Origin of the sequence: Roseovarius sp. ZX-A-9 (assembly GCF_028369135.1) — a bacterium.
Lineage (GTDB): Bacteria > Pseudomonadota > Alphaproteobacteria > Rhodobacterales > Rhodobacteraceae > Roseovarius.
In genome coordinates, this window is sequence record NZ_JAPWHW010000017.1 from 51,146 (window position 1) to 74,827 (window position 23,682).

Sequence of the window (23,682 nt, forward strand, 5' to 3'; positions counted from 1 at the left end):
GCCTCATCCCAACCAGACATCAAGGAACAGCATCAGAACGAGCCCGACTGCGAGACCGAGCGTCGCCCTGTTCTGATGGCCGCTGCGATGGGTTTCGGGGATGATTTCGTGGCTAATGACGTAGAGCATTGCGCCCGCGGCAAAGGCCAGACCCCATGGAAGCAGCGGTTCCGACAGTGTGATGATGCCGGCCCCGAGCAAACCGCCAATCGGCTCGATCATGCCCGTCAGCGCCGCGATGCCCCAGGCGCGCAGCTTCGGATATCCCTCGCCCAGCAGAGATACAGCGACGGCCAATCCTTCGGGCGCATTCTGAAGCCCGATGCCGATGGCGAGCGGCAGACCGCCCTCCATACCTCCGGATCCGAAGCCGACCCCAACCGCAAGGCCTTCGGGGAAGTTGTGGATCGTGATTGCGATGATGAACAGCCAGACCCGCCGCAAAGACGCCGCTTCGGGCCCTTCGCGTCCCGTCTTGAAGTGCTCGTGCGGCAGCTTTTCGTTCATCAGGGCGACAGCCCCCATGCCCAGAAGAATCGAAACGCATACGATGGCCGCAGGCATCGCGCCGTTTTCGAACATCGGCTCCGCCGCATCCAATGCCGGGATGATCAGCGAAAAGAAAGAAGCGGCGAGCATCACACCGGCAGCGAAGCCGAGCGACAGATCGCGTGTGGCCCGAGACGGGATGCGCCCGAACAGCACGGGAACTGCTCCGACTGCTGTGAGCGATCCGGCGGCAAGACTTCCGAGAAAGCCGAGCATTATCGGAGACAGATTTTCCATGGGCGGGCCAGATTATCCTTCGGCGTAGCTCGAAAAGACTTCCGTCGACCCGTCCTTGCGGATGAGGAAGACATCATAGGCCTCGCGGTCGTCTTCTGGCCCCATGCCGGGCGAGCCATAGGGCATCCCCGGAACAGCGAGGCCGACGGCGTCCGGGCGCTCCTCGAGAAGGCGGCGGATGTCAGCGGCCGGTACATGGCCCTCGATCACGTAGCCGTCAATGAGCGCGGTGTGGCAGGAGACCATGCGCTGCGGCACGCCGTTGTCTAGCTTGAAGCGCACGAGAAGCCCGCCGAACATGTCCTGGCCGGTCGGCACAAACCCGTTCTCTTCGAGATGTTTCATCCACGAGAGGCAGCAGCCGCATCCGTTGGTCTTGCGGACGTCGATCGCCGTTGCCTCTGCGAGGGCCTGGGCCGCTGGGAACAGGGCGAGCGTGATGGCAAGAACTTGTGTCATGCGTTTCATGGGTCAGAGCCTTTCGGTTGTCGTTTTGGCAATCTCGCTGCCGAGGTTTTCATTCAGAAGCGCCCGCGCCTCGGCCAGACGCGAGAGCGCGGCGGTATCATCCGCATCGCTCTCGGCCGCTTCGGCGAGCCGGTCGTCAGAGAGGGGGTCAGTCGGGCGCCCATCCACGAGCACCTCATAGTGCAGGTTCGGACCTGTCGCCGTGCCAGTCGCGCCGACGCGGCCGATCACGTCTCCCGCCGCAACGCGTTGGCCTTGTGCCAAGTCTTCCGGCACGGCGCTCAGATGCGCGTAGCGCGTCATGGTGTCGGAGCCGTGCAAGATTTCGACCACGCGACCATATCCGCCGCGCCAGCCGATGAAATTGACCCGCCCCGGTGCCGTCGCTTGAACCGGTGTCCCACGTGCCGCTGCAAAATCGACGCCGGTGTGCATCCGGACGTTGCCAAAGACCGGATGCGTGCGGCGTCCGAACACCGAGCTGAGGCGCGCACCCTCTACCGGCTGTGCGAAGACGCGCAGCACCTCGCCATCGACGTAGATCGTCGCCTGACCGCTGCCGTCGTCCGGCCATACGATCTCGTAAAGCGAACCGCCGATCTCCAGTGCGGCGAAGGCGAGTTCGGGCTGTCCGATCCTGTCCTCTCCGACCCGCGCCTCACGCCAGAGAAGCCTTAGTGTTTCGCCACCGGCCATCTCGCGGCGGAAATCCACGGTCCCACCCAGCATCTGCGCAAGGTCCACGGAAAAACGGGCGGGTATGCCGGCTTCGTCGAGTGCCGCGAAGATCGAGCTGTCGATCATGGCTTCGCCGGCAAGGGTTACGATTTCCGGATCCGGAGCCACGACCTGCGTGGACATCTGCTCGCCGAAAACCACCTCGATCCGAACCCCGTCCTCGACGGCGAGTGAGACGGTGCGGGGGCTGCCGTCCACGGTCGAAGCGACAGTGACCGAGTGCCCCGGCCGCAGCCGTCGCAGATCGTATTCCGCACCAAGCGCGAGGGCAACTTCGGCTCTGTCAGGTGCCGCAAGACCGGCCTCTGACAGCAAGAAATCGAGCGTTTCGCCCGGAGCAATGTCGCGCGACCACGTCGACAGGGGTGGCTCGATCGCTTGCACCGGCCTGTCGGCAAACGCGGCCTGCAGAAGGGGCAGCGGGCTGAGGTCGGGTGCATCGTCTGCCCATGCCGCCGCGGGCAGCGTCACGGGGATGTCAACGTTCTGGGGGGCTTCAGGACCTTGGGGCATCCAGCTACCTGCCTGGGCAAGTTCCGGCGGCACGGGTTCTTTCGACATGGAATCAGAGATGGCGATAGCCGCTCCCGAAACCGTCCCCGCAATTGCGACACAAGCCGCCAAAGTTCTGAGCCTCATGTCGCCCCCTCCATTTCTTCTTCCAGCGCGCGGCGGATCTTCGGCACCGCGAATTCTTTGGGCTCGTGATAGTCGATCATGGTGACGAATCGCCCAGAGGCTGCGAACAGGAAGACGCTCGCGGTGTGGTTCATCGTGTAATCGCCGCTCTCCGCCGGTACTCGCTCGTAGGTGGCGCGGAAGCCGTCCGCGACGCGCGCTATCTGCTCTTCCGGTCCCGTCCAGCCGCGGATCGCCGGATGGAAGTAGCCGACATATTCGGCCATCGTTTCGACAGTGTCGCGCTCGGGATCGACCGTGATGAAAACCACGTTCATCTCGTCGGCCTCGTCTCCCAGATCGTCGAGCCATCCCGAAATGTCAGAAAGCGTGGTCGGGCAGACATCGGGACAGTAGGTGAAGCCGAAGAACGCCATCGTCGGGCGACCGATCAGGGTTTCCGGCCCGACCGCGTTGCCCTCATGATCCGTCAGACGGAAATCCATCTCGGTCAGGGCCACAGGCCGCTGCCCGACAGGTTCGGGTCCACCGGGTCCATCGACCTGCCACCAACCGACGAAGAGCATCAGGGCGACCGCCCCGACACCAGCCGCGCCGTACCCCAGGACCGCCCGTCGCCGCATCAGTCCTCTGGCCCCCGCGCGGCGATTCCGAGGATCGGCACCTTGACCGTCACTTCGCCTCCGTCGTCGAAAAGCAGGGTCAGCGGAAAGGTGTCCCCTTCCGTCATCGGTTCTTGTAGCCGCATCAGCATTGCGTGCAGGCCCCCCGGTTCGAGCGCGACGCTCTCGCCCGGGGCGATCGCGATCTCCCCCGCCGGGCTCATGGAGCTCACACCTTCGGCATTGGTCTTCGTCTCGTGGATTTCGGGCATCATCGCGAGCGGTGTTGTAAGGCCGATCAGCGTCACCGGCTCGTCGCCAGTGTTGCGGATCGTCATGTAAGCGGCCCCGGGACGGTTCATCCCGATGGAGGCGCGGGACCACGCGTTCTCGACGACAACATCCTCGGGTCCGGCCAGCGCGGGCACCGAGAGCCCTCCAAGGGTCAAAAGCGCGGCCAGTGTGCCAGTCAAAATATACTTTTTCATCGTTCTGATCCTGCCCTTTCCATTCAGCTTTGCGCGGCAGCGACTTCGGCGGCCACCAGACGACGCAACTCTGCCTCCCCGAATGGATCGAGCGGCTTGCCGTTCACAAAGAATGTGGGCGTCTGGCGAATTCCCACGGCCTCGACGTCAGCACGATCCTGGTTAAGGATCGCCACGACACCGGGTGCCAGCATTTGCGTGCGCGCGGCTTCGGCATCGAGTCCGGCCGTGGCGGCGATCTGAAGGATCAGGCCAGGCGCCGGGGCACCGTGCGACGCCCATCTCGGCTGTTCCCGCAGAACGGCCTCGAGCACCGGCACGTAAACGTCCTGCATGCGCGCCGCTTCGAGCACGCGGATGGCTTCCTCGGATGCCGCGCCGTGGAAGGGCGTGTAGCGGATCACGACGCGGACAGCTTCCCCATGCTCGGCCATGATGTCCTTCACGATGGGATGAAAGGCGCGACAGGCCTCGCAGGCCGGATCGAAGAATTCGACGATCGTGACGGGCGCATCCGCAGGCCCGAGGATGGGCGAGTAGGGGCGGATCATCGCCTCCGCAAGTTCCGGAGCAACGGGCTCCGCTTCGGCCACTGGGCCGGGGCGGATTGCAAACCAGGTGGCTCCGCCGAAACCGGCGGCGCCGAGGGCAAGAACGGACAGGATCAGGCCGCGTCGATTCATGTTCGTGTGTCCTTCAATGAAAGGGCCGACAGCGCCCCGATCAGCGCGAAGGCGGCGAGCGCCATCAGCGGGATAGGGATGCCGAAGACCAGTTGGTTGTCATCGGTGCAAGAGGGGCCGGTGGCCGTGCAGGGCTGGACGCGTTCGGGAACAAGACCGACGTACAGCCCCATGTGCCAGAGGGCGATTGCGCCGCCGCCAAGCGCCAATGCGATGCCGTAGCGCCCCACGCGGCCGTCCCGCCACCAAAGGCCGAGCCCGAGGACAATGGCCAAGGGGAACATGAAGGCGCGCTGGAACCAGCACAGCACACAGGGCGTCTGCCCCAGCACCTCGCCGACAAAAAGCACGGCAAGCGAGGCGACGAGCGCGATGATCCACGCCAGCCCGAGGGCTGTTTCTCCGGACATACGGTTCATGTCGGTCAGAACCTCTCTTCCAGATCGGCGAGTATCTCTTCGGCGGAGGTGCCGTAGGGCCACGAGTCGGCGAAGCCCGCGTCGGGATCGAAGAGGAACAAATGCGACGTGTGGCCCATCGTGTAACCATCCGGCGCCGCAGCCTCTTCGACGCGTTCAAAGAAGATCGGAAACGTCTCGGATGTGGCGGCGATCTGTTCCGGCGTGCCGGTCAGACCGATGATGCCCGCATCGAACAGCGGGACGTATTCGGCGAGTGCGGCGGGCGTGTCCCGTTCGGGGTCGATGGTGATGAAAATCGGCTGGACCTTGGCGGCATCGTCGCCCAGACCGTCCATCACCGCCGCGACCTCGGATAGGGTCGTCGGGCAGACGTCGGGGCAGTTGGTAAAGCCGAAAAAAACCAGCATCCAGCGCCCCGCAAAGTCCTCCTCGGTTCGAACCATACCCTGGTGGTCCGTCAGTTCGAACTCAGCGAAAAAAGGCGGTTCGGCGTCGGTTCGGGCGCTATCGGCACGATAATCGGACCATAGCAAAAGCCATATGAAGGCAAGCGCTGCCACGCCTGCCAAAACCCAAAGAAACTTCTGTGCCGATGTAAGGGACAATCCTGTTCGCCTGATTTTGATTCTTATTGCCTGTGCGGATACATCCTCTAGCTGCTAGAGGTTCAAGCACGAAATCATGGTATAGCTTGAACTCACGCGTCTGTGAAACCGACACTTGTTTATTCCGACGGCAAAACCTACACAAACTGTATCTTTTTCATGGAGGCGAAAATGCTCACGATCGGTACTCTGTCAAAGAAGACTGGCACGAAGGTGCAGACCATCCGGTACTACGAACAGATTGGGCTCATGCCCGAACCTGGCAGGACCGAAGGCGGGCAGAGGCGCTACGACAATGCACAGCTCGACCGGCTGTCCTTCATCCGCCATTCGCGACAACTCGGTTTCTCGCTCGATGCGATCCGCGAGCTGCTCGACCTCAGCGACCATCCCAACCGGCCCTGTGATGAGGCTGATGCCATCGCGCGTCGCCAGCTCAAACAGGTGGAGCAGCGCATGGCCCGCCTGAAGGCGCTGCGCACGGAACTGAAACGCATGGTTCACGAATGCAGCGGCGGGCGGACGGGAGATTGCAAGGTGCTTGAGGTGTTGCGGGACCATTCGGAATGCTTGACCGAACACGAGGAAATCGGGGCCTGAAGGAATTCAGCCAACATTCCGGCTGGAACGCAGATCTGCCGCAGAAGTTAATGTGTCGTACAACACAAGCTGGAACCACAAAATGGCCGCTAGACAAGATTCAATGGAGAGACGGACGCTTTGGATCGTTCTGGCGCTCAATATCGGTTTGGCCGTGGCTTTTTTCGCAACAGGCGCCTTCGGCGACTCAAGTGCCCTGATCGCCAACGGGCTCGATAACCTCTCCGACAGCTTCGTCTACGCGATCAGCCTTTTCGCTTTGTCCCGATCCGCCAAATGGAAACGCGGGGCGGCGAACGTTTCCGGCGGGCTGCTGATCCTGTTCGCTGCAGGCATCCTCTACGATGCGTGGCGCCGCTACATCGGTGGGTCAGATCCGCTCGGGACGATCATGATTGCAATGGCCCTGATCGCGGCGGCTATCAACGCAGTCTGCGTTTGGCTGCTCGCTAAGCTCAAAAATCCAAACGTCAATATCCGCGCGGCCAACACCTTCAGTTACAACGATTTCGCCGCGAACCTCGGGATCGTCGTGGCCGGTGGCCTCGTCGCTTGGCTAGGAACCAACTGGCCGGACCTTGTCGTCGGTGTGATCGTCGCCGGGATCGCGGCCTGGGGCGGTATCGACATCCTGCGCGACGCACACGGCGAACACCACAAAGCGGTTCACACGGACAAATAGTTGCGGGAGATTCTTTCTGAAAGAAAGGATTGAAGCTATAGTGACTATAGCAATTAGTCTTGTTCCAAGACGATTCGAGGAGCGACCCGTTGCAGATGATCGACCCCCTACTTGTACCCACCAAACTACTGGATTTTGATGCCGCGCCTCTTGCGCGTCTAATTGAGAACCGCAGCTGGCGCGGCTTATCCGAATACGATCGGATCGGAGCTGCCTATGATTTCGTTCGGAATGAAATCGCGTTCGGATACAATCGAGCTGACGACATCCCCGCATCCGAAGTGCTTTCCGACGGCTATGGGCAGTGCAATACCAAAAGCACGCTCTTGATGGCGCTGCTGCGTGGTGTCGGCATTCGTTGCCGGTTGCATGGGTTTACGATCCACAAAGGCTTGCAGCGCGGTGTTGTCCCTGAGCTGGTGTATCCGCTTGCTCCGCAGGAAATTCTCCACTCATGGGTCGAGATCGAATTTCAAGGTGCCTGGATCAACCTTGAAGGCTTCATCCTGGATGACGCTTTCCTCGATGTCCTGCAAACGTCATTCTCGGACACAGAAAGTCTCTGCGGTTATGGCGCGGGCACGGATTGCCTTGGCGCGCCTCCCGTCGCCTGGAACGGAGAAGATACCTACATTCAGAAAACCGGCATCGTGCAGGATTTCGGCGTGTTTGATACGCCGGACGCCTTCTATTTTTCCCATGAGCAATCCTTTGGATGGCTGCGTGGTGCCCTTTACCGTCATATCATACGCCACTGGATGAATGCGCGCGTTCGTGGTTTCCGCAGCGACCGCCTCAAGACTGACCGACGCGCGACACACGCGCATGAGGAGCCTGCCAATGCCACATGACCACGGGCACGCGCATATCGATCCGGATTCTGGCGATCGGCGGGTTGCCATCGCGATCTGGGCGAACGGGCTTCTTACCGTTGCGCAAATCGTCGGGGGCATATTGTCGGGCAGCCTGGCACTGATCGCCGATGCGCTGCACAACTTTTCCGATATGGCCTCGCTTGTCATTGCCTTTGCCGCACGCAAGATCGCGCGCCGCCCGGCCGATGAGCGCATGACCTTCGGCTATGGCCGGGTCGAAATCGTCGCGGCCCTGATCAACTACACCACCCTCATCGTGATCGGCTTCTATCTGATCTACGAAGGTGGCATGCGCATGATTGATCCACCCGAAGTCATGGGGTGGACCGTCGTCATTCTCGGTGGAATCGCGCTTGTGGTCGACACGCTGACCGCAATGCTGACCTATTCGATGCAGAAGGGGAGCGTGAACATCCGTGCGCTTTTTCTCCACAACCTTTCGGATGCGCTTGCTTCGGTCGCGGTTATCGTCGCTGGGTCGCTGATCATCCTTTACGACATGCGTTGGGTCGATCCTGCCATCACCATCGGCATCGCGACCTACATCCTGTATCTGTCTTTCACTGAAATAGGCGGCCCAATCCGAACCCTGATGCTCGGGAGCCCGCCGGACATCGACAACGAGGCCGTCGTCGAAGCGATGCGGAAAGTCGAAGGCGTCGCCGACGTCCACCACGTCCATCTCTGGCAAATGCAAGAGCACGAGGCTGCGCTCGACTGTCATGTCGTCGTGGCAGCCGAGGGATGGTCGAAGATCGAAGAGATCAAGAGCGCGATCAAGGAGCGGCTGAAGGAAGAATTCGGCATCAGCCATTCCAGCCTCGAATTCGAGCACGAGGATCGCGCTCATCAGAACGCCGATCTCTACGGTCACGGCAACGCAAGTGAAAAGGAGAAGACCAATGTTCAAGGAAACGCTGACCGAGCGTGATGATGTCATCGGGCTCGTCTGCGAAGGCAAGTTGACGGAGACAGAATTCAAGTAAATGCACGCGCTGCTTCATGAGCGTCTTGGAACAACCGATAATCCGGGTCTGGTTCTCGACCTTACAAGTTTCGAGGGCTACGAAGAGCCTTCGGCGATGCTAGAAGATCTGAAGGTCGACACCGCCCACGCGAACGATTTCGGTCGCATAGCGGTTGTCGGAGAACGCAGATGGATGGAATGGGGCGCACGGGTGGTCAACCTATTGACGGGCTCCGAGATGCAGTGGTTCGAATCCAGCGATACCGAGTCCGCAATTGCGTGGGCGCGTGACGGGTAGCCAGCGATTCTGCAAGAAAAGGACTCTGGCCTGGAAATTGACATCACATCAGATGCTTCACGATTAATGGAGGAACGGAACGATCTAAATGTAGTCAGCAACATTTGTCTGCTCGGATGAAACAATCCGATGCAGTTTGATGTCGACTTTAGGCTGCATAATAAGTCCCTACGCGCTGAATTCTTCGAAATTTAACATAAACTTCACTATCGGAACTTGACATCTGTAGCGGGGCTTTCATGGACTCCAAGTCCGAGCAAGCGAAGCTACCGGGATATCTCCCCTTCCAGCACCGCTCGTCCGTGCACCGCCAAGGTTGCTGAAAACCTCTGGCACCCAAACTTGCGGATCACATCGAGTACCCGCGCTTCGTAGGCAGCGTGTCCGATCAAGCGACACAAGTCGGACGCGTGGAACTGGCGGTTCGCAGTTGGTGCGGCTTGCATCTGTCTCAGCAATTCGCGCTCTTTGGGATCCGTTATTGGTCTCGCGGGCGGCTTGACCGCGGGACGAGTTGGAGTTCCCCACGAATTTCGCCATCGGCGCATGAAGCCAAGCAGGAAGCCGGCCGGCACCCTGCCGTTGCCTCGGGATCGGTTGAAGGCGAGGAAGCGATCCCAGATGACCTGGGTGTCGATGTTCCAGCAGGGCAACGCGGCCTTCGCCGCTTTGATGAGCTCTGCCCAACTGGTCTGAAAAACGTTCGAACTCTCGGTGATTTCGATCAGCCCTGAGAAGATAGTTTTGTTATTATTATCTCTAGATAGTGATGTGTCGCCTTCACCTGACACGAGATCATGGGTTTCAATCTCCTCATCGAAGGCGGAAAACCGAAAGATCCAGGGCGCGAACTTGCCATTCGGCTTCGCCCGCTCGAGCTGCAACTCCGAAGCCTCAAGTTCGTTCAGAAGAACCGTAAGATACTGCCGTGAGACACCCATCTTCTCCGCCAGGGCCGAGAGGGTGAAGGCTGCCGTTCCGCGCGACAAACCGTTGTAGCCATCCTTCCAGGCGATGGCGTCGAGGATGAGGGTGGCAAGCTTGTGCGCTGCAACAGAGAGATTTGTCTGCGTGATCCGTCGCAGGATCAGGCCGGTCGTAGGTTCCATGGTCGAGGTCTCCTTGGAGATCCGACGCCATGTCGTGAGACAACAACATTCTTGCCAGCAAAACAACTTTGCTGGTTGCAGGTGTTTTGGCGGTGCGCTAGGAAACTCTTGTTCACGGAGTTTTCTAGCACGGCGTCAGGCTTCACGGTCTGGCGTCGTCTCCTTTTCGGGGGTCTTGCACAGCCTTCCGTGCGGGGTTGAGATGACGCGCACGGCAAAACCGCGCGCAGATTTTGTCAGTAGCGAACTTCTTCAGAACCATAGTTCCCGGCGTGATCACGCCAGTCGACGAAGACGGAACGGTAAAAGTAGCTGCCACATCCATTCGGGATGCTCAGGCCGGATGCGGCTGGCACCTGGCCCACGGTGGATCTTGTCCATCGGTAGTCGCCCTGCACGCCGTAGGACCCCAATCGCGTCGAGTCGCTGCGATTGCAGTCGCCATCTCGGTTTTCATGCTGGCGGTACTGGATGTGATAAACGCGAATGCTGCGCACGAAATCAAAGGCGTCGCCCGAGATGTCGATGTCGGCTTGCTCATCCGCTTGGACGCGGACAAGGGGCATAGGAGTGGATTCCTGCGGTTCGGGCGGATCGCGGAACGTGATGTCATAAAGGCGTTCCATAGGCGACATCGGGTTGGGATCGTTGAACGACACACCCATCGGACACCGCCAGATTTGCAAGGGCGGCTCGATCGGCCATGGCGTGATCCGCCGAATGAAGACCGCTCTAGCATGTGCGCAGGGCGCGGAGGCAGGCCAGCCCCCCGCAAGGCAGAGGAGGATTGCACAGTCCACCTGATAGGCCTGAGCCGGACCGGACGAGGCCATTAGTCCGGATATGCTTATTGCCGTGGCTGTTGCCACGCTGTGGATCACGTGCTTCATGATGCCGACTCCATCTATAATGGTGCAGCGATACGAAACAACATTAATGATAGCAAGGGGATTTGATTGCTAGTGGCGTGCAACAGTCAGCTTGTGTCGCTTGACGGCTTCCGAGTTCTGACGCCGGTGTGGGCTTTTGTGGTGTAGTAAAAGCGGCCAAAATTGCAGCCTTGTTTCATGTTGGCTGCCAAACAAACATCTGTAACAAAATACAAATATGGCGTTCCAATGCGGCCACGAAAGCGGTCACGGAAGACTGGACCGCAAGAGTCCGTCAAACGGCGTGTCGTAGCGCTCATGGTCTCGGGAGGGGCAGTATCGGGAAACTGACGCGCTTGGTTCCCCGGATGGAATCCGGAAACAGAAGGGCGGGGCGAAGCAACGACCCAGTGTTGAGGCCTATGTTGGGACCGAACATGCGCTTGAAGATTTATGGCAGAATCTGATACGATTGAGCATGGATAGGAGAGTCTGATGCCAAACGTCCACCTTACCGAACCGATGCAGAAATACGTGCAGGCGCAGATCGAGTCCGGCGCCTACGCCAATCTGAGCGAAGTCGTGCGCGCCGGCGTCAGGATGCTGATGGAGCGGGATGGCGCCCGGCAGTTCTATGCGCTCAAGGCCGACCTAGAGGAGGCAGCCACCCTGGCCGAAAATGGGGATTTCGCCGAGTTCGATGTTCAAGCGTTCGAACCGGATGCGTTTGATCGCTGACCCGCATGACCATTCGACTTTCCGGTCGGGCCAGGTCCGACCTTGAAGAGATCCGTGCCTACACCGTCGAGACCTGGGGTAGGGACCAATGGCTCGTCTATTACCGCCAGTTGGTCACCGCCTTCGAGCAAATCACCGGGGATCCCGACCGGGGTCGGGACAGGAGTCTCTTCGTCCCGGGGATGCGATCCGTCAACTGCCAGCGTCACGTTATCTTCTACAAGCGGCTCGATGCGGCGGATGGCGCGGCAGTCATCCTGCGCATCGTGCACCAGCGCCGCAACATGCCCGCCCTGGTCTACTACGAGGATCTCGACGGCGGTTAAGCCCATGCGTTTGCTCAGTCCAATAGCTCGACTAGTCTTCCATAGTCTTCACTGACCTCGCGCGCCTCCTGAAGCGCGCGGGCGCGCTCGGCATCAAGACAGCGGAAGTACTCCTGGATGTCGGCGATGTAGCTCTCGAAATCAGCACGCAGCAGATCGGCATAGGCACGCATGTCTTCTTGCGACTGAGGCAAGAACGGTCGTTCGGGAGGCACGCAATCTGCTGCCGCGGCTATCGGCATGCTTCCAAGCAGGAACGCGAACAGCAACGGTGCGTTGCGCGCAATAAACAAGCGCAGGGCAAAACTCCTTTGCCGCCTTTAAGATTATCATTCTGTCGGCTATCACCGTTATCGGAGCAAGGCGAACTTCGTCAACACGTTATTATTGTCTTGCTATCACTAATGTTGTTTTGTATCGCTCACGGTGTTGCGACCCCGTGGGCCTGATACTGCACCCAGGCAGAACAAGGACCCAAGGGAAGGCCATGATAGAAGAAGCCCCGAATGTGGTTACAGAAGACGGACTGCGCGGCTTGCTCGCCGAGGGCTACCTCATTGAGGTGGTCTGCAAGGAGAGAGCAGAGAAGCGCCATAACAGCTGGTACGGCTCGTGGGTCATCCGCGCCGTCGCCACTGATGAGCGTGACGATAAGATGCTCGTCACCAGCCGAAGCGTCCTCAAGCTCCGCGACTTCAAAACCATCGTTGGCCTTGTCAGTTTCCTGGCCGACATGGGCTGTACGACCGCTAGCATCCCACTTGAAGAAGGTGGCCGCGAGCGCCACGCCGCGCCGCCGGTCAAAGGCAGCTGACCGCGCGACTGCGCTCGTCGTTGCTTTGGGTACAGGCGTTTGTTCCGCGCCCCCGGCCCTGGCCGACGGTTTCATCTTTTCGGTTGGCCCAGACGGCCAATTGATTTCCACTTCTCAAGAGGCAAACGAGCGTCTTTTTCTCTTCGCAGAACCTCGCGTTCCTGACCCAACGAGCGAGACAGCGATCCCGGCTCGATTTGCCGCCCACGCCACTCCAGAAATCCTCCATGCGATCGAGACCACGGCGCTACGGTATGCCGGGCATGGTGCGCTGCGTCGCGCAGGGCTTTCAGTCACTGATTGGGCGCTCCTTTACCGGGCCAATATCGAAGTCGAGAGCGCATACAATCCGGCTGCACGTAGCCCTGTCGGTGCCATAGGCCTTGGCCAGCTTATGCCGGATACCGCCCGCGATCTCGGCGTCGACCCACATGACATTGCGCAGAACCTCGACGGATCAGCCCGCTACTTGCTGATGATGCTCGACCAGTTCGGCGAGGGCTCTCTGGCCCTTGCGGCGTACAACGCTGGCCCTGAGGCGGTCACACGCCACGGCGGCATCCCCCCCTTTCGAGAAACCCAAGGGCATGTGGCCCGTGTGACTGCCGTGTTTGAGCGGCTCAGAGGAGATCTTTCATGACATCGAGGAAACGTCAAAGCGTGCTCCGCACGCGGGCGATCACCGCGTCCGGCGCGATGGCCCTTATAGTGCTGGCGGGTCCAGCGCTTGCGCAGAGCATTGACCTCTCGCCGGTGCAGACCCTGCTTCAAGGCATTGTCGATGCGATCACCGGTCCCTTGGGGATCGTGATCGGAACGCTTGCGCTGATCGGGGTGTTCCTTTCCTGGCTCTTTGGCATCCTCGACTTTCGTCAGGCGCTCTGGGTCGTGGTTGCAATCGCCGGCATCGCCGCAGCACCCACCATCGTCGCTGCCATCTGGACCACCTGAGCTCCATCCATGGCTGACCAGTCCCGCGTGTTCATCGGTCTTCTCAGGCCACCCAAGCTGATGGGCTTGCCGATCATGTACGCAATGGTCTGGCTCTTCGGCTCGACGCTTCTGTTCCTCTGGGTGCAGAGCTGGGTGGTGGCTGTGTTCGCGGGGCTGGCCTGGCCGGCGCTTTGGAAAGCCGCGGACTGGGATCCGAACTTCCTCGATGTCCTGGTGATCACCCTGCAGGAAACCCCGCCCACGACGAACCGCAAGCTGCACGGAGGCGACAGCTATGCCCCGTGATGGAATTGCCGATGAGGTTGAGAACGCCATCGATCCGCTGACCGCGCTACCCGCATGGGTCAAGGGCGAGAAGCGGCTCTCAATGATGCTGCCTTATGTGAGCCTCGTGAACGACCGAACGATCCGGACACGCGGCAACGAGCTGATGCAATGCATCCGCCTCGAAGGGGTGAACAGCACCACGAGCGAGGACGGGCATCTCGACCGGATCGGAGGGTTGCTGGCTGGCATCGTCGCGCAGGTCGGGACCGAGTTCTCATTCTACCTGCACAAGGTCTCGAAAGCGGTCGACGTGACCCTGCCGCCCATTCCGGGTGAGGGGTTTTCTGCCGCCGTCGACAAACGATGGCACGCGCATCTCGGCCGCGCGGGCTTGCGCGACAAGACGCTGACCCTGACGGTGCTGAAGCGACCTGAGACCGGCAGCCGCTTGCCGTTAGGACTTGGGGCGTCTCGCTCGCGACATGCGGCCGACACCACCCGCCGCTTGCGCAAGCTCGACGAGGTCGTGGGGTTTCTGCTGTCCTCCTTCGACGAGTTGAAGCCCCGCTTGATGGCCGCCAGCAGCGGCAAGCTTCTGGGCTTCCTCGGTTCACTCAACACAGGCGAGGAGCACCCGCTCTTCCCCCGGTCGCGCCTCGGTGTGATCGCCGAGGACGTCGCAAATACCCGCGTCACCTTCCGCGGCACGACCATCGCACTCTCGGACGGTGCCGTCGGCGACAAGCTCGGGGCGATCTTTGCGGTGAAGAACTACCCCGCCAAGACCGATAGCCTGATGCTCGACGAGTTGAACTTGCCCGTCGACATGGTGGTCACGCACTCTTTTGTGCCGATCAACGCCAACATCATGGCGGGCCGGATCAAGCGGCAGCTGCGGCTAATGCAGGCCGCCAATGACGGAGCCGTCAGTCTCGCCCAGGAACTGGAACTCGCGCAGGACGATCTGGAATCCAAACGCCTGATCTTCGGCGAGCACCACATGACCGTGGCCGTCTATGCCCGCACCCAGACGGCGCTTGACGATATCGCGGCCGAAATCCGCAACATCTCCGCCACTTCCGGGATCAACCTGATCTCGGAAGCCTTCGGGGCGCGGGCGCATTTCATGGCGCAGCATCCCGGGAACACAGGGGCGCGCAGCCGCAAGGCCGCAATCACGAACCACAACTTCGCCGATCTCGCTACCTTCCACCGCACCCCGCTCGGAAAGACAGGGCGGGAAGTCCCCTGGGGCGTGCCGATCACGCTCTTTCCGACACCCGAGCGCAGTGGTTTTCGCTTCAACTTCCACGAACAGGGCGCGCCGGATCGCGAGCCCACGGGAGGCCACACGCTGATCCTCGGCCGTCCCGGCTCCGGCAAATCCGTCCTGGCGGCTTTCCTGATGACCATGGCACGGCGGGCAGGTGCGCGGGTCTTTGTATTCGACTATCGCGCGGGCATGGAGATGGCCGTCCGCGCGCTCGGCGGCAGCTATTCGACCGTGCGGGCCGGACGGCCCACGGGCCTCAATCCGCTCCAGACCGAGATCGACGCCCGCGGGCAGGCCTGGCTTGCCGACTGGCTTGCAAGTCTTCTCGAACGCCGCGACCGGCCTCTGACCCCGGTGCAGACCAACCGACTGCAGGAGGTCGTACGCCAGAACGCGAGCGCAGGACATGCGGGCCTACGGAACTGGTCGGATTTCGCCTCGCTGCTGGTCTCGACCGATGACGAGGGCGATCTCTTCGAGCGTATGCAGGAATGGACCGCCGAGGGTCGCTACGGCTGGATCTTCGGGGCCAATGCCGAGGACAGTTTCAGCATCGATGGAGACGTCGCGGGCTTTGACCTCACCGGCATCCTCGATTCCGAGAGCGAGCGGGAACGCATGGCGGTCCTGTCCTACCTCTTCCGCCGGGTCGAGCGGGTGATCGAGGACCGCAAGCCCACCATCATCGTCATCGACGAGGCATGGAAAGCCCTCGACAACGCCTACTTCGCGGAGCGACTCAGCAACTGGCTGGTGACCGCCCGCAAGCAGAACGCCGTCGTCGTGATGATGACGCAATATGCCAGCCAGCTCGAGCGCACGCGCACCGGCAAGACCATCGTGGAAGCGGTGCCGACGCAGGTGCTCTTGCCCAATATTCGTGCTTCCGCCGCTGACTACGCGATGCTCGGCCTGACCGAGAAAGAGCTCGACGTGCTTCTGGGCGTCGGCTCGGCCTCGCGGCTCGCGCTTGTACGCGACGACCGTGGTTCCGTCGTGATCGATGCCGATCTCAGCGCGCTCGGCCCGCTCGTGACCATCCTTGGCGGAATGGAGAAGGGCGAAGCGCTTGTCGGCGCCGATTATCGCGAACGTCCTGATTTCTGGAGAGTGACATGACCCGTACCATCATTCGCAGCGTCGCGCTGCTCGGGCTCGGCCTGACCCTGACAGCCTGTGCGCAGCATAACCCCCCGCAAGCCAACTGCTTCAATTTTCGCGAGGCTCCTGCGCAGGCAGGAACCGCCACCGCCACGATCTCGACCATGGGGGCGGAGGTCACGCGCCGCGACACGGCCTGCGATTTCGTCCTCTTGGGGGCGGGCGGCTGAGCCAATGCGGACCTGGCTTCCTCTCTCGATGATCGGCTTTGCACTGGCAGGTCCCACGGCGGGGCCAGCGGTCGCCCAAGGCGTGCCGACCTTCGATCCGCGCCTCTTCGCAGAGCGGCAGGCCATCCTTGAGCAGACCGATCGGGACCTGACACTGCAGCAGGGCCGGCTAAGCCGCGAGGAGGAACTGGCCGAAATCGAGCGCCAGCAACTCGCCTCCCTCGAAGGGCTGATGGATGCCATGTCGCTTGGCGCTGGAGACGTGGCCGGAACCGTGGCGGGGCTCGAGGCGGGGCAGGGGGCGGTAGACGACGTCGAAAGCGCCGCCGCCAGTCTTTATGCGCCCGAGGACACCAATCCAGCGGCAGCGCGGATGTTCGGCGATGCCAGGGAGGGGATCGAGGAGCTGATCATCCGCGCAGCACGCGACACCCATAGTCTGTCCGGGGTCGGCCGCGCAGGTCTTTCGCTCGTGCAATGGCGCTGTCTCTTGCAGGCGCTGATCTGGCAGGAAAGTCGTTTCCAGATCGGGGCACGCTCACCCGTGGGGGCCTTCGGACTTACCCAGATCATGCCCGGTACCGCGGGCGATCTCGGGATCTACCCGGCCTATTACGACGATCCCTATCTGCAGGTCACCGGCGGTGCGCGATACCTCGCACAAATGCTGAACATGTTCGATGGCAACATTATCCATGCGCTAGCCGCCTATAACGCCGGTCCTGGCAATGTGCAGGATTATGGCGGTGTGCCGCCTTTCGCGGAAACCCAGCATTATGTCGTGGTGATCCCGCAGCAGTACAACAGCTACCTCGCGGCTGTAGGCGGCATCGATGCGCTCGGCACCATCGACCCTGTGCTCCTCGCCAACGCGAGTTTCAGCCTCTCGGCCCACGGCGCAGGGGTCTATGGCGACTATTCGCTGGTCTCGGTCCGTGCCGCCGCCCTGCGGGTTCAGGACATCATCACCCGCATTGGTGAGACCGAGGATCTCCACGAGGCCATCGCGCTCAACACCTATGCCCGGGCCGAACTGGCCCGGCTGGTAGCAATCCGGACCCGGATCAAGGCCGCCCGAACCGAGCCACTCAGTGCCGAGCAGATCGCCTTGGCGGCAGCGCAAGCTGCCGAACGGCAATACATGGATTTTAGTCAGGAGGATTTGCGTTGAACCTGCGCCTGCCCCGTTCCCTTTTCGCCGGTAGCATCGCTCTCGCGCTTGCCCTCAATGTCACCGGACCTGTCGCGGCACAGGGTGTGCCCACGGTGGACACTCAGAACATTGCTCAGGAAATCCGCCAGCTTCAACAGATGCTGCAGGATTTCGGGATCCAGACCGATCTTCTGGACAATGCGTTGGAGCAACTGGACATGCTGCAAAGCCAACTCGATCAGCTGAACGAGATGTATGCCTCGCTCACCGGGCCGCGCAGCATCCTCGGACTTGCCATGGGCGGGGACCTCGATACCTTGCTTGAGGCCAACTTCGAAGACATCCCCGGCCTGATCCGAGGCATCCAGGCGGGCGATTGGAGCGCGCTCATCGGGCCCAATGCCGGGCCCATGCGCACGCAGATGGAACAGGCGCTGGCAAGCGCCGGGTTCGACGAGGATTCACTCCGCGAGATCGCCACCAGCGGCAATCCGGGCGCCGAAGGCGTGGCCACGCGGGCAACCACAGGTGCTGTGATGTCGGCGGCGGCGCAGAACAGCCACGCAGAGGCGGAACAGTCTCTCGAACGGGTGGAACGTCTGGTCGAGATGATCCCGGACATGGAGGATCTCAAAGCCTCGATGGATCATAACACCCGCGTCACGGCGGAACTCGCCATCGCCATGACCCGGATGTGGGAGCTGGAAGCGATCCAAACCCTAGGCGCAGGCAATGCAGGCGTGGTTGACGCCGCCACCGTTGCCGAAGAACGCCGCTACATGGACTTCACCTTGCCGGACCTTGAGCCATGAGTAGGGCAGGGGTGATGACTGCGCGCGAGCTCGTGGAAGAGGAACTTGTCTACGGTGCCCTGCGCCGGGAACAGCTTTGGCGGATGATCGGCATTTCCGGGGCAGGCTTCGGCGTATTCGGCTGTTTGACGGCTGCGGCTGTCGCGCTGATGGTCGAGACGCCGCCTCCCGTGGTTGTGCCCTACGATCCCGCGACCGGGATGGCGCTCCCCAATGCCACGGTTGAAACCGTGTCGCTCGCCGAACGGCCTGCCGTGATCGAAGCGCAAATCTACCGCTACATTTTCGACCGCGAAACCTACAACCAGCTCGACAACGATCTTCGTGTCCGCCGTGTCCTGGCACAGTCTTCCGGATCGGCCGAGGCCAGCATGCGCGCGATGTGGACATCGGGGCAGGACAGCTATCCGCCGACGCGTTACGGGGCTGCGGCCGAGATGGCTGTCGAGATCGCATCGATCACCCTTATTGGCGATAACCGCGCCCAGGTGCGGCTCAGAAAGCGCCTGACCAGCCCTCAGGGGGTACAGGATGGATCGTTCACTGCCACGTTGATGTTCGAATTCCGGCCCGAGCGGACCCGCGCGATCGACGATGTCTGGCAAAACCCTTTCGGTTTCACCGTCACCCAATATGCCATCCGATCGGAACGTTCCGAATGACTAGCACTCCAATCTTTACCTTGTTGGCCGCCAGTTTTCTCACGTTCGCGGGATCGACTGCCTTGGCCGAGACCACGCCCCGCCCAGGTTCTCATGACAACCGCGTGCGCGTAGCGACCTGGACTGAAGGCCAGGTTTACCGTGTCGTCACGACTCTGACCCGCGTCACCACGGTCGAATTCGGTGAGGGTGAAACCATCCGTTCGATCATCGCCGGCGATACGGTCGGATTTCAATTCGACGGTGTCCCGGGTGGCCGTGCCTTCGCCATCAAGCCAACAGCATCTGGCGTCGCCACCAACATCACCGTCTACACCAACCGCCGCTCCTACTACTTCCACGTCGTCGAAGCCCGGGAGACGCCGCATTATGTCGTGCAGTTCCGCTATCCTGAAAACCGCGTGCAACCCACCAGGGCGGTTGCGGCCGATGCGCCGAACGCGAACTATGCGGTCAGTGCCCGAGAAGAGTTCACGCCGACGGCCATCTGGGATGATGGTACCTTCACGTATTTCCGGTTCGCACGGAATGCGCCGGTGCCCGCCATCTTCCGATATTCGAACGGCAGGGAACGCGCGGTGAACAGCCAGGCATTGAGTGACGGCGTCATCCGCGTGTCCGGCGTCAACCGGCAATGGGTCCTTCGCCTTGGCGAAGAGGTGATTTGCGTCCAGGACGCAGGACAGGCCACATCATGACCGAAGGTACGGAAGACCTCGCCGCGCGCCTCGCGGCTCTCGAAGGTTCGACAGGCAAAGCGAAGGCAAACAAGCGGCCTGCACCGCTTGCCGCGATCCTTGGAGTCGTCGGCATCGCCGCAGCAGGTGGTCTGGCGTGGGCTGCCCTACAGCCGTCGGCAGAAGCACCAATGGCGACCGCCGCGCCGGAAGAGTTTCAGAGCAGCGGCCCCGGATTCGGAGATCTGGCGCCGATTTCTGCCCCGGAGCCCAGCCAAGCCCCGCCTGCGGACACAGGTCCGAGCGAGTCGGAACTCGCGCTGATGGAAAGTCTTGCGACATTGAGAGCGGAACTCGAGGAACTGCGCGCAAGACCGGCCGAGGCCGCGGATAGCGGGGCGGAGCAGGCGATTGCGGACCTGACGGCGCAAATTGCCACCTTACAGGAAGCATCCGCCGAGGCTCAGCGTGCCCTCGAGCGGCAGCTGACCGAGCGGGACCGCGAATTGGATCAGCTCCGCATGGACTTGGAACTTGCACGGCTTGCACCACCAGAGCCGACCTCATTGGGACCAAGTGAAGAAGAATTGCGGCTGGCCGAACTCGAAAGGCGGCGCGCAGCCGAAGCTGAGGCCCGCGCAGAGCGTATCGCGTCTCCTATGATCGCGTTCTCCGGGATGGGCGCGGGTGCGGATAGGGAGAACACGCTGGAAGCCGCACGTTTGAATGCAGATGAAGCCTTTGTTCGTTCGGGCGCACAACCTGCGCAGGTGACACGTGCCGAAGTGATCGCGAACCCATCGAACACGGTTGTTCAGGGCACCATGATTCAGGCTGTCACAGAGACGGCTCTCGACAGCACACTGCCCGGCGCGATCCGCGCCATCGTCTCGGAAGACCTCCATTCGTTCGATGGAACCCGTATCCTGATCCCGCGCGGCGCGCGGCTGATCGGGCGCTACCGCTCCGATGTCGCACTTGCCCAATCGCGCGTCATGGTGGCATGGGACCGGATCATCTTGCCCGACAATCAGACTGTGCAGATCAGCGCCTTCGGTGGAGACGAACTTGGCCGTACTGGCACCACCGGGTTTGTCGACACCCGTTTCGCGCAACGCTTCGGCTCCGCCGCGCTGATCTCCTTGATCGGCGCTCTGCCTGCGGCTGCAGCGGGTCAAATCGACAGCGAGGCGGCGGCCGATGTTGCGAGTGATGTCGGCACCGACCTGCGCGATAGCACGCAAAGCGTGATGCAGGACTATCTGGCGATCCGGCCAGTGATACATGTCGATCAGGGTACACGGATCACGGTCATGGTTGATCGTGACCTCGAGATTTTTTGACATGGCTGCAAGTTATCTGGAAGCGTCGCTCGACCGTTTCGGCCCCGAGGTCCTGCGCGACGACACGATCGAGATCTGCATCAATCCCGACGGACAAGTCTGGGGCGAATTCCAGGGCGATCACTTCATGCGAGGTCTCGGCAGCCCGCTGAGCCAGACCGAGATCAAGGACCTCGGCAACCAGATCGCCTCGGCCGCCTCGACGACGCTCAGCACCAAGAAGCCCATTGTCTCGGTCTCGATCCTATATCGAGATCGCCCGATCCGCGCGCAGGTGATCCAGCCGCCGGCAGTCGAGGGCGGGTTTTCAATATCGTTGCGGTTCTTCTCCTCTCTGCCGCTGGAGGCAATACGGCTCGGCTTCCTCTTTGGAAAGGAGCGCAGCCTCGAAGGTCTGCGGCGCGAACGAAACGCCGCGCTGCGCAATGTGGTTGCCTCCGGCGACATCGACGCCGCACTGCGCTTCTGCGTCGAGAACAAGCTCAACATGATCGTTTCGGGCGGTACATCGACCGGCAAGACGGTCGCGGCGCGCAAGATCCTTTCGCTGATCCCGCCCGAGGAGCGGATCATCACCATTGAGGAGGCGGCAGAACTGCGCCCCGAGCAGCCCAATGCCGTGACGCTGATCGCTGACCGGGATACCGACGCCCGCAGCGCTGATGTGCTACTGGCCTCGACCTTGCGCATGCGGCCCGACCGGATCGTGTTGGGCGAGGTCCGCGGCCGCGAGGCGATGACCTTTCTCGAGGCGATCAACACCGGCCACGGTGGATCGCTGACCACACTGCATGCCGAGACCCCACAACTTGCTGTTCGCCGCCTCGCCATCGCCGCCCTGAAAACCGATGTGCCGATGACCTACGCCGACATGATCGATTACATCGAAGGCTCGATCGATGTGATCATTCAGGCAGGCCGCCATGAAGGCGCGCGCGGAATCACCGAGTTCTTCCTCCCAGGTCAAACCAGAGATTTGAACCTCGACATGGTCGACGGCAGAGGCAACAAGAGCCCCTCCGTTGCCGCTGAGTAAAAAAGGAACCCCCCAGATGCGAAAACCAATTCTCGCACTCATGCTTGCCGCCTTGGCGGGCCCCCTTGTGGCGCAGACTTCGCCTCAGGTCTCAAACGATCTCACAGTCGATATGTCGCCTCAACAATACCGGATCTGCAACGAACGTCCGGCGCGCCCGACCTGGATGGACGAAATCGACCCGCGGGACGCCTACAAGGCTCGAACCATGATGCGGCTCTATGAATTGCGTTCTTGGCAGGCGATCAAGTCATCAGGCGATTGTGGCTGTGAAATCCGCTTCCCACCATGGGATGCTGCCTCGGCGGAATATGAAGAACGTTTTGCGACAAGTACTCAGGCGGAACATACTGAAGCTCGGTTAGCCCTCAGGGACCAACAAAACCAGATCGCCCGTGAAGTGCAGGATATCTGCGAAGCGCAAGGGTCCTGGTAGTGGGTGTCGTCAGTTGGATGGTCGGAACCGCAGACGCGTTCCTTGTCGATGCGGCCGAATCCCAGTTCGGGGCTGTGGCAGGCAATGTCGGCGCGATCGTCCTGCTGATGGCCACTCTTTCGTTGATCGGCGTCTGCATCAACATGGCCTTCCAATTCCGCAGCATGGATGGGGCCAGCTTCTTTTGGTACCTGATAAAGCTGATGTTGATAGGGCTCTTCGCCTTCAACTGGGCCAACTTCAACGCGGTCGCGAATGCCATCATCGGCGGGCTCGACTATGTCGCTGGAGCCCTGATTTCTTCGGTCGGCGGTGGAGGGGCGGGGGCCACATACTTCGCGGCCGAGTTCGATGATCTCATTTCAGAGTTCAGCCAATACTTGAACGCCATCGGCAGCAACCTGAACTGGATGACAGGTGCGATCTTGGGCGGCATAGGGCTCGTTCTGTTGAGCCTTCTTGGCTTCATGACCGGCATCGTGCTCATATTCGCCAAGATGATGCTGACCCTCATGCTCGGCCTTGCTCCGATCATGATCGCACTGTCGCTCTTCGACGCGACCAAGGACTTCTTCCACAGGTGGGTCTCGACGACGGTCAGCTATGCCTTCTACCCCATCGTCATCGCCGCCATGTTCTCGACCGTGGTCGGCATGGCGAATTCGCTGCTGGCCCAGCTCGGCGACCCGAACTCAGCCACAAACATCGGCTCGCTGGTGCCGTTCTTCGTGATGGTGTTCCTGGCCAAGGGCTTCGTTGCGGCAACGCCCCTGATTGTGCGGGGGATCTCTGGAAACCTGATGGTGGCTGCGGCACCAGCTGTGGTCTCTGGCTCGGCCGGGATCATGAGGGGGATCCTCAATACCGACGGCGTGAAGGGCAGGGCGCGGATTGGCGCGCTCACGACAGGTGAAGTGATTGGGCGGGGGGCGGTGCAGGCTCCCGCTGCTGTGCGGAGCGCTGCTGTGACGGCCAGCGCGCAGGTGGTCAGGATGGCCGAGAGGGCGAAAAGGCTGGGGCGGTGAAGCA

The 23,682-nt window shown here is 61.3% G+C and carries 32 protein-coding genes; 21 read left to right on the forward strand and 11 right to left on the reverse strand.

Going from position 1 to position 23,682, the window contains the following annotated elements:
* Positions 1–3: 3 nt before the first annotated feature.
* The 8 genes from O3306_RS16075 to O3306_RS16110 are packed head-to-tail and all read right to left on the reverse strand — an operon-like array spanning position 4 to position 5,395.
* The gene (locus tag O3306_RS16075) at positions 4–786 is read right to left on the reverse strand and encodes a ZIP family metal transporter (RefSeq protein WP_026155630.1); all 783 of its coding nucleotides are present in this window, start codon (positions 784–786) and stop codon (positions 4–6) included.
* Between the two features lie 12 nt (positions 787–798).
* Positions 799–1,254, reverse strand: coding sequence for a DUF411 domain-containing protein (locus tag O3306_RS16080; RefSeq protein WP_018001717.1), 456 nt, complete (start codon positions 1,252–1,254; stop codon positions 799–801).
* Between the two features lie 3 nt (positions 1,255–1,257).
* Positions 1,258–2,631, reverse strand: coding sequence for a M23 family metallopeptidase (locus O3306_RS16085; RefSeq protein WP_026155631.1), 1,374 nt, complete (start codon positions 2,629–2,631; stop codon positions 1,258–1,260).
* Entirely contained in the window at positions 2,628–3,254 is a 627-nt protein-coding gene (locus tag O3306_RS16090; protein WP_026155632.1) for an SCO family protein, read from the reverse strand. Before O3306_RS16090 ends, O3306_RS16085 begins: the two co-directional genes overlap by 4 nt.
* The gene (locus O3306_RS16095) at positions 3,254–3,721 is read right to left on the reverse strand and encodes a copper chaperone PCu(A)C (protein WP_018001720.1); all 468 of its coding nucleotides are present in this window, start codon (positions 3,719–3,721) and stop codon (positions 3,254–3,256) included. The genes O3306_RS16090 and O3306_RS16095 overlap by 1 nt, the downstream gene beginning before the upstream one ends.
* A gap of 23 nt (positions 3,722–3,744) precedes the next feature.
* Entirely contained in the window at positions 3,745–4,404 is a 660-nt protein-coding gene (locus O3306_RS16100) for a DsbA family protein (RefSeq protein WP_018001721.1), read from the reverse strand.
* A complete protein-coding gene (locus O3306_RS16105) occupies positions 4,401–4,823 on the reverse strand; it encodes a disulfide bond formation protein B (RefSeq protein ID WP_018001722.1) in 423 nt (140 codons plus the stop codon). Before O3306_RS16105 ends, O3306_RS16100 begins: the two co-directional genes overlap by 4 nt.
* Before the next feature lie 5 nt (positions 4,824–4,828).
* Positions 4,829–5,395: an SCO family protein gene (locus tag O3306_RS16110; RefSeq protein WP_272009253.1), complete on the reverse strand. Its 567-nt coding sequence runs from the start codon at positions 5,393–5,395 to the stop codon at positions 4,829–4,831.
* Positions 5,396–5,602: 207 nt separating this feature from the next.
* On the opposite strand from O3306_RS16110, the gene O3306_RS16115 reads away from it, so the two are divergent.
* The 5 genes from O3306_RS16115 to O3306_RS16135 all read left to right on the forward strand — a co-directional run bounded on the left by O3306_RS16115 (position 5,603) and on the right by O3306_RS16135 (position 8,853).
* A complete protein-coding gene (locus tag O3306_RS16115; protein WP_013959865.1) occupies positions 5,603–6,031 on the forward strand; it encodes a MerR family transcriptional regulator in 429 nt (142 codons plus the stop codon).
* A gap of 103 nt (positions 6,032–6,134) precedes the next feature.
* On the forward strand, positions 6,135–6,713 hold the full coding sequence (locus O3306_RS16120) for a cation transporter (RefSeq protein WP_009573601.1): 579 nt from the start codon (positions 6,135–6,137) through the stop codon (positions 6,711–6,713).
* A 95-nt stretch (positions 6,714–6,808) separates the two neighbouring features.
* Positions 6,809–7,564 (forward strand): transglutaminase-like domain-containing protein, encoded by a 756-nt coding sequence (locus O3306_RS16125; protein ID WP_026155634.1) that lies wholly within the window; start codon positions 6,809–6,811, stop codon positions 7,562–7,564.
* Positions 7,554–8,519 carry a cation diffusion facilitator family transporter gene (locus tag O3306_RS16130; RefSeq protein WP_010138164.1) on the forward strand — a complete coding sequence of 322 codons (966 nt, stop codon included), beginning with the start codon at positions 7,554–7,556 and terminating at the stop codon, positions 8,517–8,519. Before O3306_RS16125 ends, O3306_RS16130 begins: the two co-directional genes overlap by 11 nt.
* 55 nt (positions 8,520–8,574) lie before the next feature.
* Positions 8,575–8,853, forward strand: a complete 279-nt coding sequence (locus O3306_RS16135) for an STAS/SEC14 domain-containing protein (protein WP_234988885.1) — start codon at positions 8,575–8,577, stop codon at positions 8,851–8,853.
* A gap of 266 nt (positions 8,854–9,119) precedes the next feature.
* Here O3306_RS16135 and O3306_RS16140 read toward each other — a convergent pair whose 3' ends face one another.
* Positions 9,120–9,962 carry a hypothetical protein gene (locus O3306_RS16140; protein WP_272009179.1) on the reverse strand — a complete coding sequence of 281 codons (843 nt, stop codon included), beginning with the start codon at positions 9,960–9,962 and terminating at the stop codon, positions 9,120–9,122.
* 236 nt (positions 9,963–10,198) lie between these two features.
* Positions 10,199–10,795, reverse strand: a complete 597-nt coding sequence (locus O3306_RS16145) for a hypothetical protein (RefSeq protein ID WP_442970012.1) — start codon at positions 10,793–10,795, stop codon at positions 10,199–10,201.
* A gap of 531 nt (positions 10,796–11,326) precedes the next feature.
* Between O3306_RS16145 and O3306_RS16150 the strand changes: the two genes are divergently transcribed.
* Together O3306_RS16150 and O3306_RS16155 are read left to right on the forward strand one after the other, a co-directional pair.
* Positions 11,327–11,569: a type II toxin-antitoxin system ParD family antitoxin gene (locus O3306_RS16150; RefSeq protein WP_272009182.1), complete on the forward strand. Its 243-nt coding sequence runs from the start codon at positions 11,327–11,329 to the stop codon at positions 11,567–11,569.
* 5 nt (positions 11,570–11,574) lie between these two features.
* Entirely contained in the window at positions 11,575–11,895 is a 321-nt protein-coding gene (locus O3306_RS16155) for a type II toxin-antitoxin system RelE/ParE family toxin (RefSeq protein ID WP_272009184.1), read from the forward strand.
* Between the two features lie 14 nt (positions 11,896–11,909).
* Here the strand turns inward: O3306_RS16155 and O3306_RS16160 are convergent, their stop codons facing one another.
* Complete coding sequence (locus O3306_RS16160) at positions 11,910–12,137, reverse strand: hypothetical protein (protein ID WP_076367418.1); 228 nt, start codon at positions 12,135–12,137, stop codon at positions 11,910–11,912.
* Between the two features lie 245 nt (positions 12,138–12,382).
* Between O3306_RS16160 and O3306_RS16165 the strand changes: the two genes are divergently transcribed.
* Genes O3306_RS16165 through O3306_RS16230 form a run of 14 tightly spaced genes read left to right on the forward strand, consistent with a single transcriptional unit; the run spans position 12,383 to position 23,678 of the window.
* Complete coding sequence (locus O3306_RS16165) at positions 12,383–12,709, forward strand: hypothetical protein (RefSeq protein WP_009574148.1); 327 nt, start codon at positions 12,383–12,385, stop codon at positions 12,707–12,709.
* Positions 12,666–13,349 carry a lytic transglycosylase domain-containing protein gene (locus O3306_RS16170; RefSeq protein ID WP_334312357.1) on the forward strand — a complete coding sequence of 228 codons (684 nt, stop codon included), beginning with the start codon at positions 12,666–12,668 and terminating at the stop codon, positions 13,347–13,349. Before O3306_RS16165 ends, O3306_RS16170 begins: the two co-directional genes overlap by 44 nt.
* Entirely contained in the window at positions 13,346–13,660 is a 315-nt protein-coding gene (locus tag O3306_RS16175; RefSeq protein WP_051693698.1) for a TrbC/VirB2 family protein, read from the forward strand. Before O3306_RS16170 ends, O3306_RS16175 begins: the two co-directional genes overlap by 4 nt.
* Positions 13,661–13,669: 9 nt before the next feature.
* Positions 13,670–13,948, forward strand: coding sequence for a type IV secretion system protein VirB3 (locus O3306_RS16180; protein ID WP_009574151.1), 279 nt, complete (start codon positions 13,670–13,672; stop codon positions 13,946–13,948).
* The gene (locus tag O3306_RS16185) at positions 13,938–16,322 is read left to right on the forward strand and encodes a type IV secretion system DNA-binding domain-containing protein (RefSeq protein ID WP_038069543.1); all 2,385 of its coding nucleotides are present in this window, start codon (positions 13,938–13,940) and stop codon (positions 16,320–16,322) included. Before O3306_RS16180 ends, O3306_RS16185 begins: the two co-directional genes overlap by 11 nt.
* Complete coding sequence (locus tag O3306_RS16190) at positions 16,319–16,534, forward strand: hypothetical protein (RefSeq protein ID WP_038069540.1); 216 nt, start codon at positions 16,319–16,321, stop codon at positions 16,532–16,534. Before O3306_RS16185 ends, O3306_RS16190 begins: the two co-directional genes overlap by 4 nt.
* Before the next feature lie 4 nt (positions 16,535–16,538).
* Positions 16,539–17,705, forward strand: a complete 1,167-nt coding sequence (locus tag O3306_RS16195; protein WP_038069538.1) for a lytic transglycosylase domain-containing protein — start codon at positions 16,539–16,541, stop codon at positions 17,703–17,705.
* The gene (locus O3306_RS16200) at positions 17,702–18,499 is read left to right on the forward strand and encodes a type IV secretion system protein (RefSeq protein WP_028095516.1); all 798 of its coding nucleotides are present in this window, start codon (positions 17,702–17,704) and stop codon (positions 18,497–18,499) included. The genes O3306_RS16195 and O3306_RS16200 overlap by 4 nt, the downstream gene beginning before the upstream one ends.
* A gap of 14 nt (positions 18,500–18,513) precedes the next feature.
* A complete protein-coding gene (locus tag O3306_RS16205; protein ID WP_038069536.1) occupies positions 18,514–19,161 on the forward strand; it encodes a virB8 family protein in 648 nt (215 codons plus the stop codon).
* On the forward strand, positions 19,158–19,859 hold the full coding sequence (locus tag O3306_RS16210; RefSeq protein ID WP_149917079.1) for a TrbG/VirB9 family P-type conjugative transfer protein: 702 nt from the start codon (positions 19,158–19,160) through the stop codon (positions 19,857–19,859). The genes O3306_RS16205 and O3306_RS16210 overlap by 4 nt, the downstream gene beginning before the upstream one ends.
* On the forward strand, positions 19,856–21,181 hold the full coding sequence (locus O3306_RS16215; protein WP_272009197.1) for a TrbI/VirB10 family protein: 1,326 nt from the start codon (positions 19,856–19,858) through the stop codon (positions 21,179–21,181). The genes O3306_RS16210 and O3306_RS16215 overlap by 4 nt, the downstream gene beginning before the upstream one ends.
* Before the next feature lies 1 nt (position 21,182).
* Positions 21,183–22,217 carry an ATPase, T2SS/T4P/T4SS family gene (locus tag O3306_RS16220; protein WP_272009199.1) on the forward strand — a complete coding sequence of 345 codons (1,035 nt, stop codon included), beginning with the start codon at positions 21,183–21,185 and terminating at the stop codon, positions 22,215–22,217.
* Between the two features lie 16 nt (positions 22,218–22,233).
* On the forward strand, positions 22,234–22,653 hold the full coding sequence (locus O3306_RS16225; protein ID WP_272009201.1) for a hypothetical protein: 420 nt from the start codon (positions 22,234–22,236) through the stop codon (positions 22,651–22,653).
* Positions 22,653–23,678, forward strand: coding sequence for a type IV secretion system protein (locus tag O3306_RS16230; protein ID WP_272009203.1), 1,026 nt, complete (start codon positions 22,653–22,655; stop codon positions 23,676–23,678). Before O3306_RS16225 ends, O3306_RS16230 begins: the two co-directional genes overlap by 1 nt.
* The last annotated feature ends 4 nt before the right edge of the window (positions 23,679–23,682 follow it).

Bases quoted from the DNA above. Each gene is read 5' to 3' on its own strand.
- O3306_RS16205 (WP_038069536.1), top strand. From the start codon at position 18,514: ATGACTGCGCGCGAGCTCGTGGAAGAGGAACTTGTCTACGGTGCCCTG.
- O3306_RS16195 (WP_038069538.1), top strand. From the start codon at position 16,539: ATGCGGACCTGGCTTCCTCTCTCGATGATCGGCTTTGCACTGGCAGGT.
- O3306_RS16095 (WP_018001720.1), bottom strand. From the start codon at position 3,721: ATGAAAAAGTATATTTTGACTGGCACACTGGCCGCGCTTTTGACCCTT.
- O3306_RS16080 (WP_018001717.1), bottom strand. From the start codon at position 1,254: ATGAAACGCATGACACAAGTTCTTGCCATCACGCTCGCCCTGTTCCCA.
- O3306_RS16140 (WP_272009179.1), bottom strand. From the start codon at position 9,962: ATGGAACCTACGACCGGCCTGATCCTGCGACGGATCACGCAGACAAAT.
- O3306_RS16115 (WP_013959865.1), top strand. From the start codon at position 5,603: ATGCTCACGATCGGTACTCTGTCAAAGAAGACTGGCACGAAGGTGCAG.
- O3306_RS16215 (WP_272009197.1), top strand. From the start codon at position 19,856: ATGACCGAAGGTACGGAAGACCTCGCCGCGCGCCTCGCGGCTCTCGAA.
- O3306_RS16220 (WP_272009199.1), top strand. From the start codon at position 21,183: ATGGCTGCAAGTTATCTGGAAGCGTCGCTCGACCGTTTCGGCCCCGAG.
- O3306_RS16185 (WP_038069543.1), top strand. From the start codon at position 13,938: ATGCCCCGTGATGGAATTGCCGATGAGGTTGAGAACGCCATCGATCCG.
- O3306_RS16100 (WP_018001721.1), bottom strand. From the start codon at position 4,404: ATGAATCGACGCGGCCTGATCCTGTCCGTTCTTGCCCTCGGCGCCGCC.
- O3306_RS16175 (WP_051693698.1), top strand. From the start codon at position 13,346: ATGACATCGAGGAAACGTCAAAGCGTGCTCCGCACGCGGGCGATCACC.
- O3306_RS16225 (WP_272009201.1), top strand. From the start codon at position 22,234: ATGCGAAAACCAATTCTCGCACTCATGCTTGCCGCCTTGGCGGGCCCC.
- O3306_RS16075 (WP_026155630.1), bottom strand. From the start codon at position 786: ATGGAAAATCTGTCTCCGATAATGCTCGGCTTTCTCGGAAGTCTTGCC.
- O3306_RS16155 (WP_272009184.1), top strand. From the start codon at position 11,575: ATGACCATTCGACTTTCCGGTCGGGCCAGGTCCGACCTTGAAGAGATC.
- O3306_RS16145 (WP_442970012.1), bottom strand. From the start codon at position 10,795: ATGGCCTCGTCCGGTCCGGCTCAGGCCTATCAGGTGGACTGTGCAATC.
- O3306_RS16210 (WP_149917079.1), top strand. From the start codon at position 19,158: ATGACTAGCACTCCAATCTTTACCTTGTTGGCCGCCAGTTTTCTCACG.
- O3306_RS16085 (WP_026155631.1), bottom strand. From the start codon at position 2,631: ATGAGGCTCAGAACTTTGGCGGCTTGTGTCGCAATTGCGGGGACGGTT.
- O3306_RS16190 (WP_038069540.1), top strand. From the start codon at position 16,319: ATGACCCGTACCATCATTCGCAGCGTCGCGCTGCTCGGGCTCGGCCTG.
- O3306_RS16150 (WP_272009182.1), top strand. From the start codon at position 11,327: ATGCCAAACGTCCACCTTACCGAACCGATGCAGAAATACGTGCAGGCG.
- O3306_RS16090 (WP_026155632.1), bottom strand. From the start codon at position 3,254: ATGCGGCGACGGGCGGTCCTGGGGTACGGCGCGGCTGGTGTCGGGGCG.
- O3306_RS16160 (WP_076367418.1), bottom strand. From the start codon at position 12,137: ATGCCGATAGCCGCGGCAGCAGATTGCGTGCCTCCCGAACGACCGTTC.
- O3306_RS16105 (WP_018001722.1), bottom strand. From the start codon at position 4,823: ATGAACCGTATGTCCGGAGAAACAGCCCTCGGGCTGGCGTGGATCATC.
- O3306_RS16165 (WP_009574148.1), top strand. From the start codon at position 12,383: ATGATAGAAGAAGCCCCGAATGTGGTTACAGAAGACGGACTGCGCGGC.
- O3306_RS16130 (WP_010138164.1), top strand. From the start codon at position 7,554: ATGCCACATGACCACGGGCACGCGCATATCGATCCGGATTCTGGCGAT.
- O3306_RS16180 (WP_009574151.1), top strand. From the start codon at position 13,670: ATGGCTGACCAGTCCCGCGTGTTCATCGGTCTTCTCAGGCCACCCAAG.
- O3306_RS16120 (WP_009573601.1), top strand. From the start codon at position 6,135: ATGGAGAGACGGACGCTTTGGATCGTTCTGGCGCTCAATATCGGTTTG.
- O3306_RS16135 (WP_234988885.1), top strand. From the start codon at position 8,575: ATGCACGCGCTGCTTCATGAGCGTCTTGGAACAACCGATAATCCGGGT.
- O3306_RS16125 (WP_026155634.1), top strand. From the start codon at position 6,809: ATGATCGACCCCCTACTTGTACCCACCAAACTACTGGATTTTGATGCC.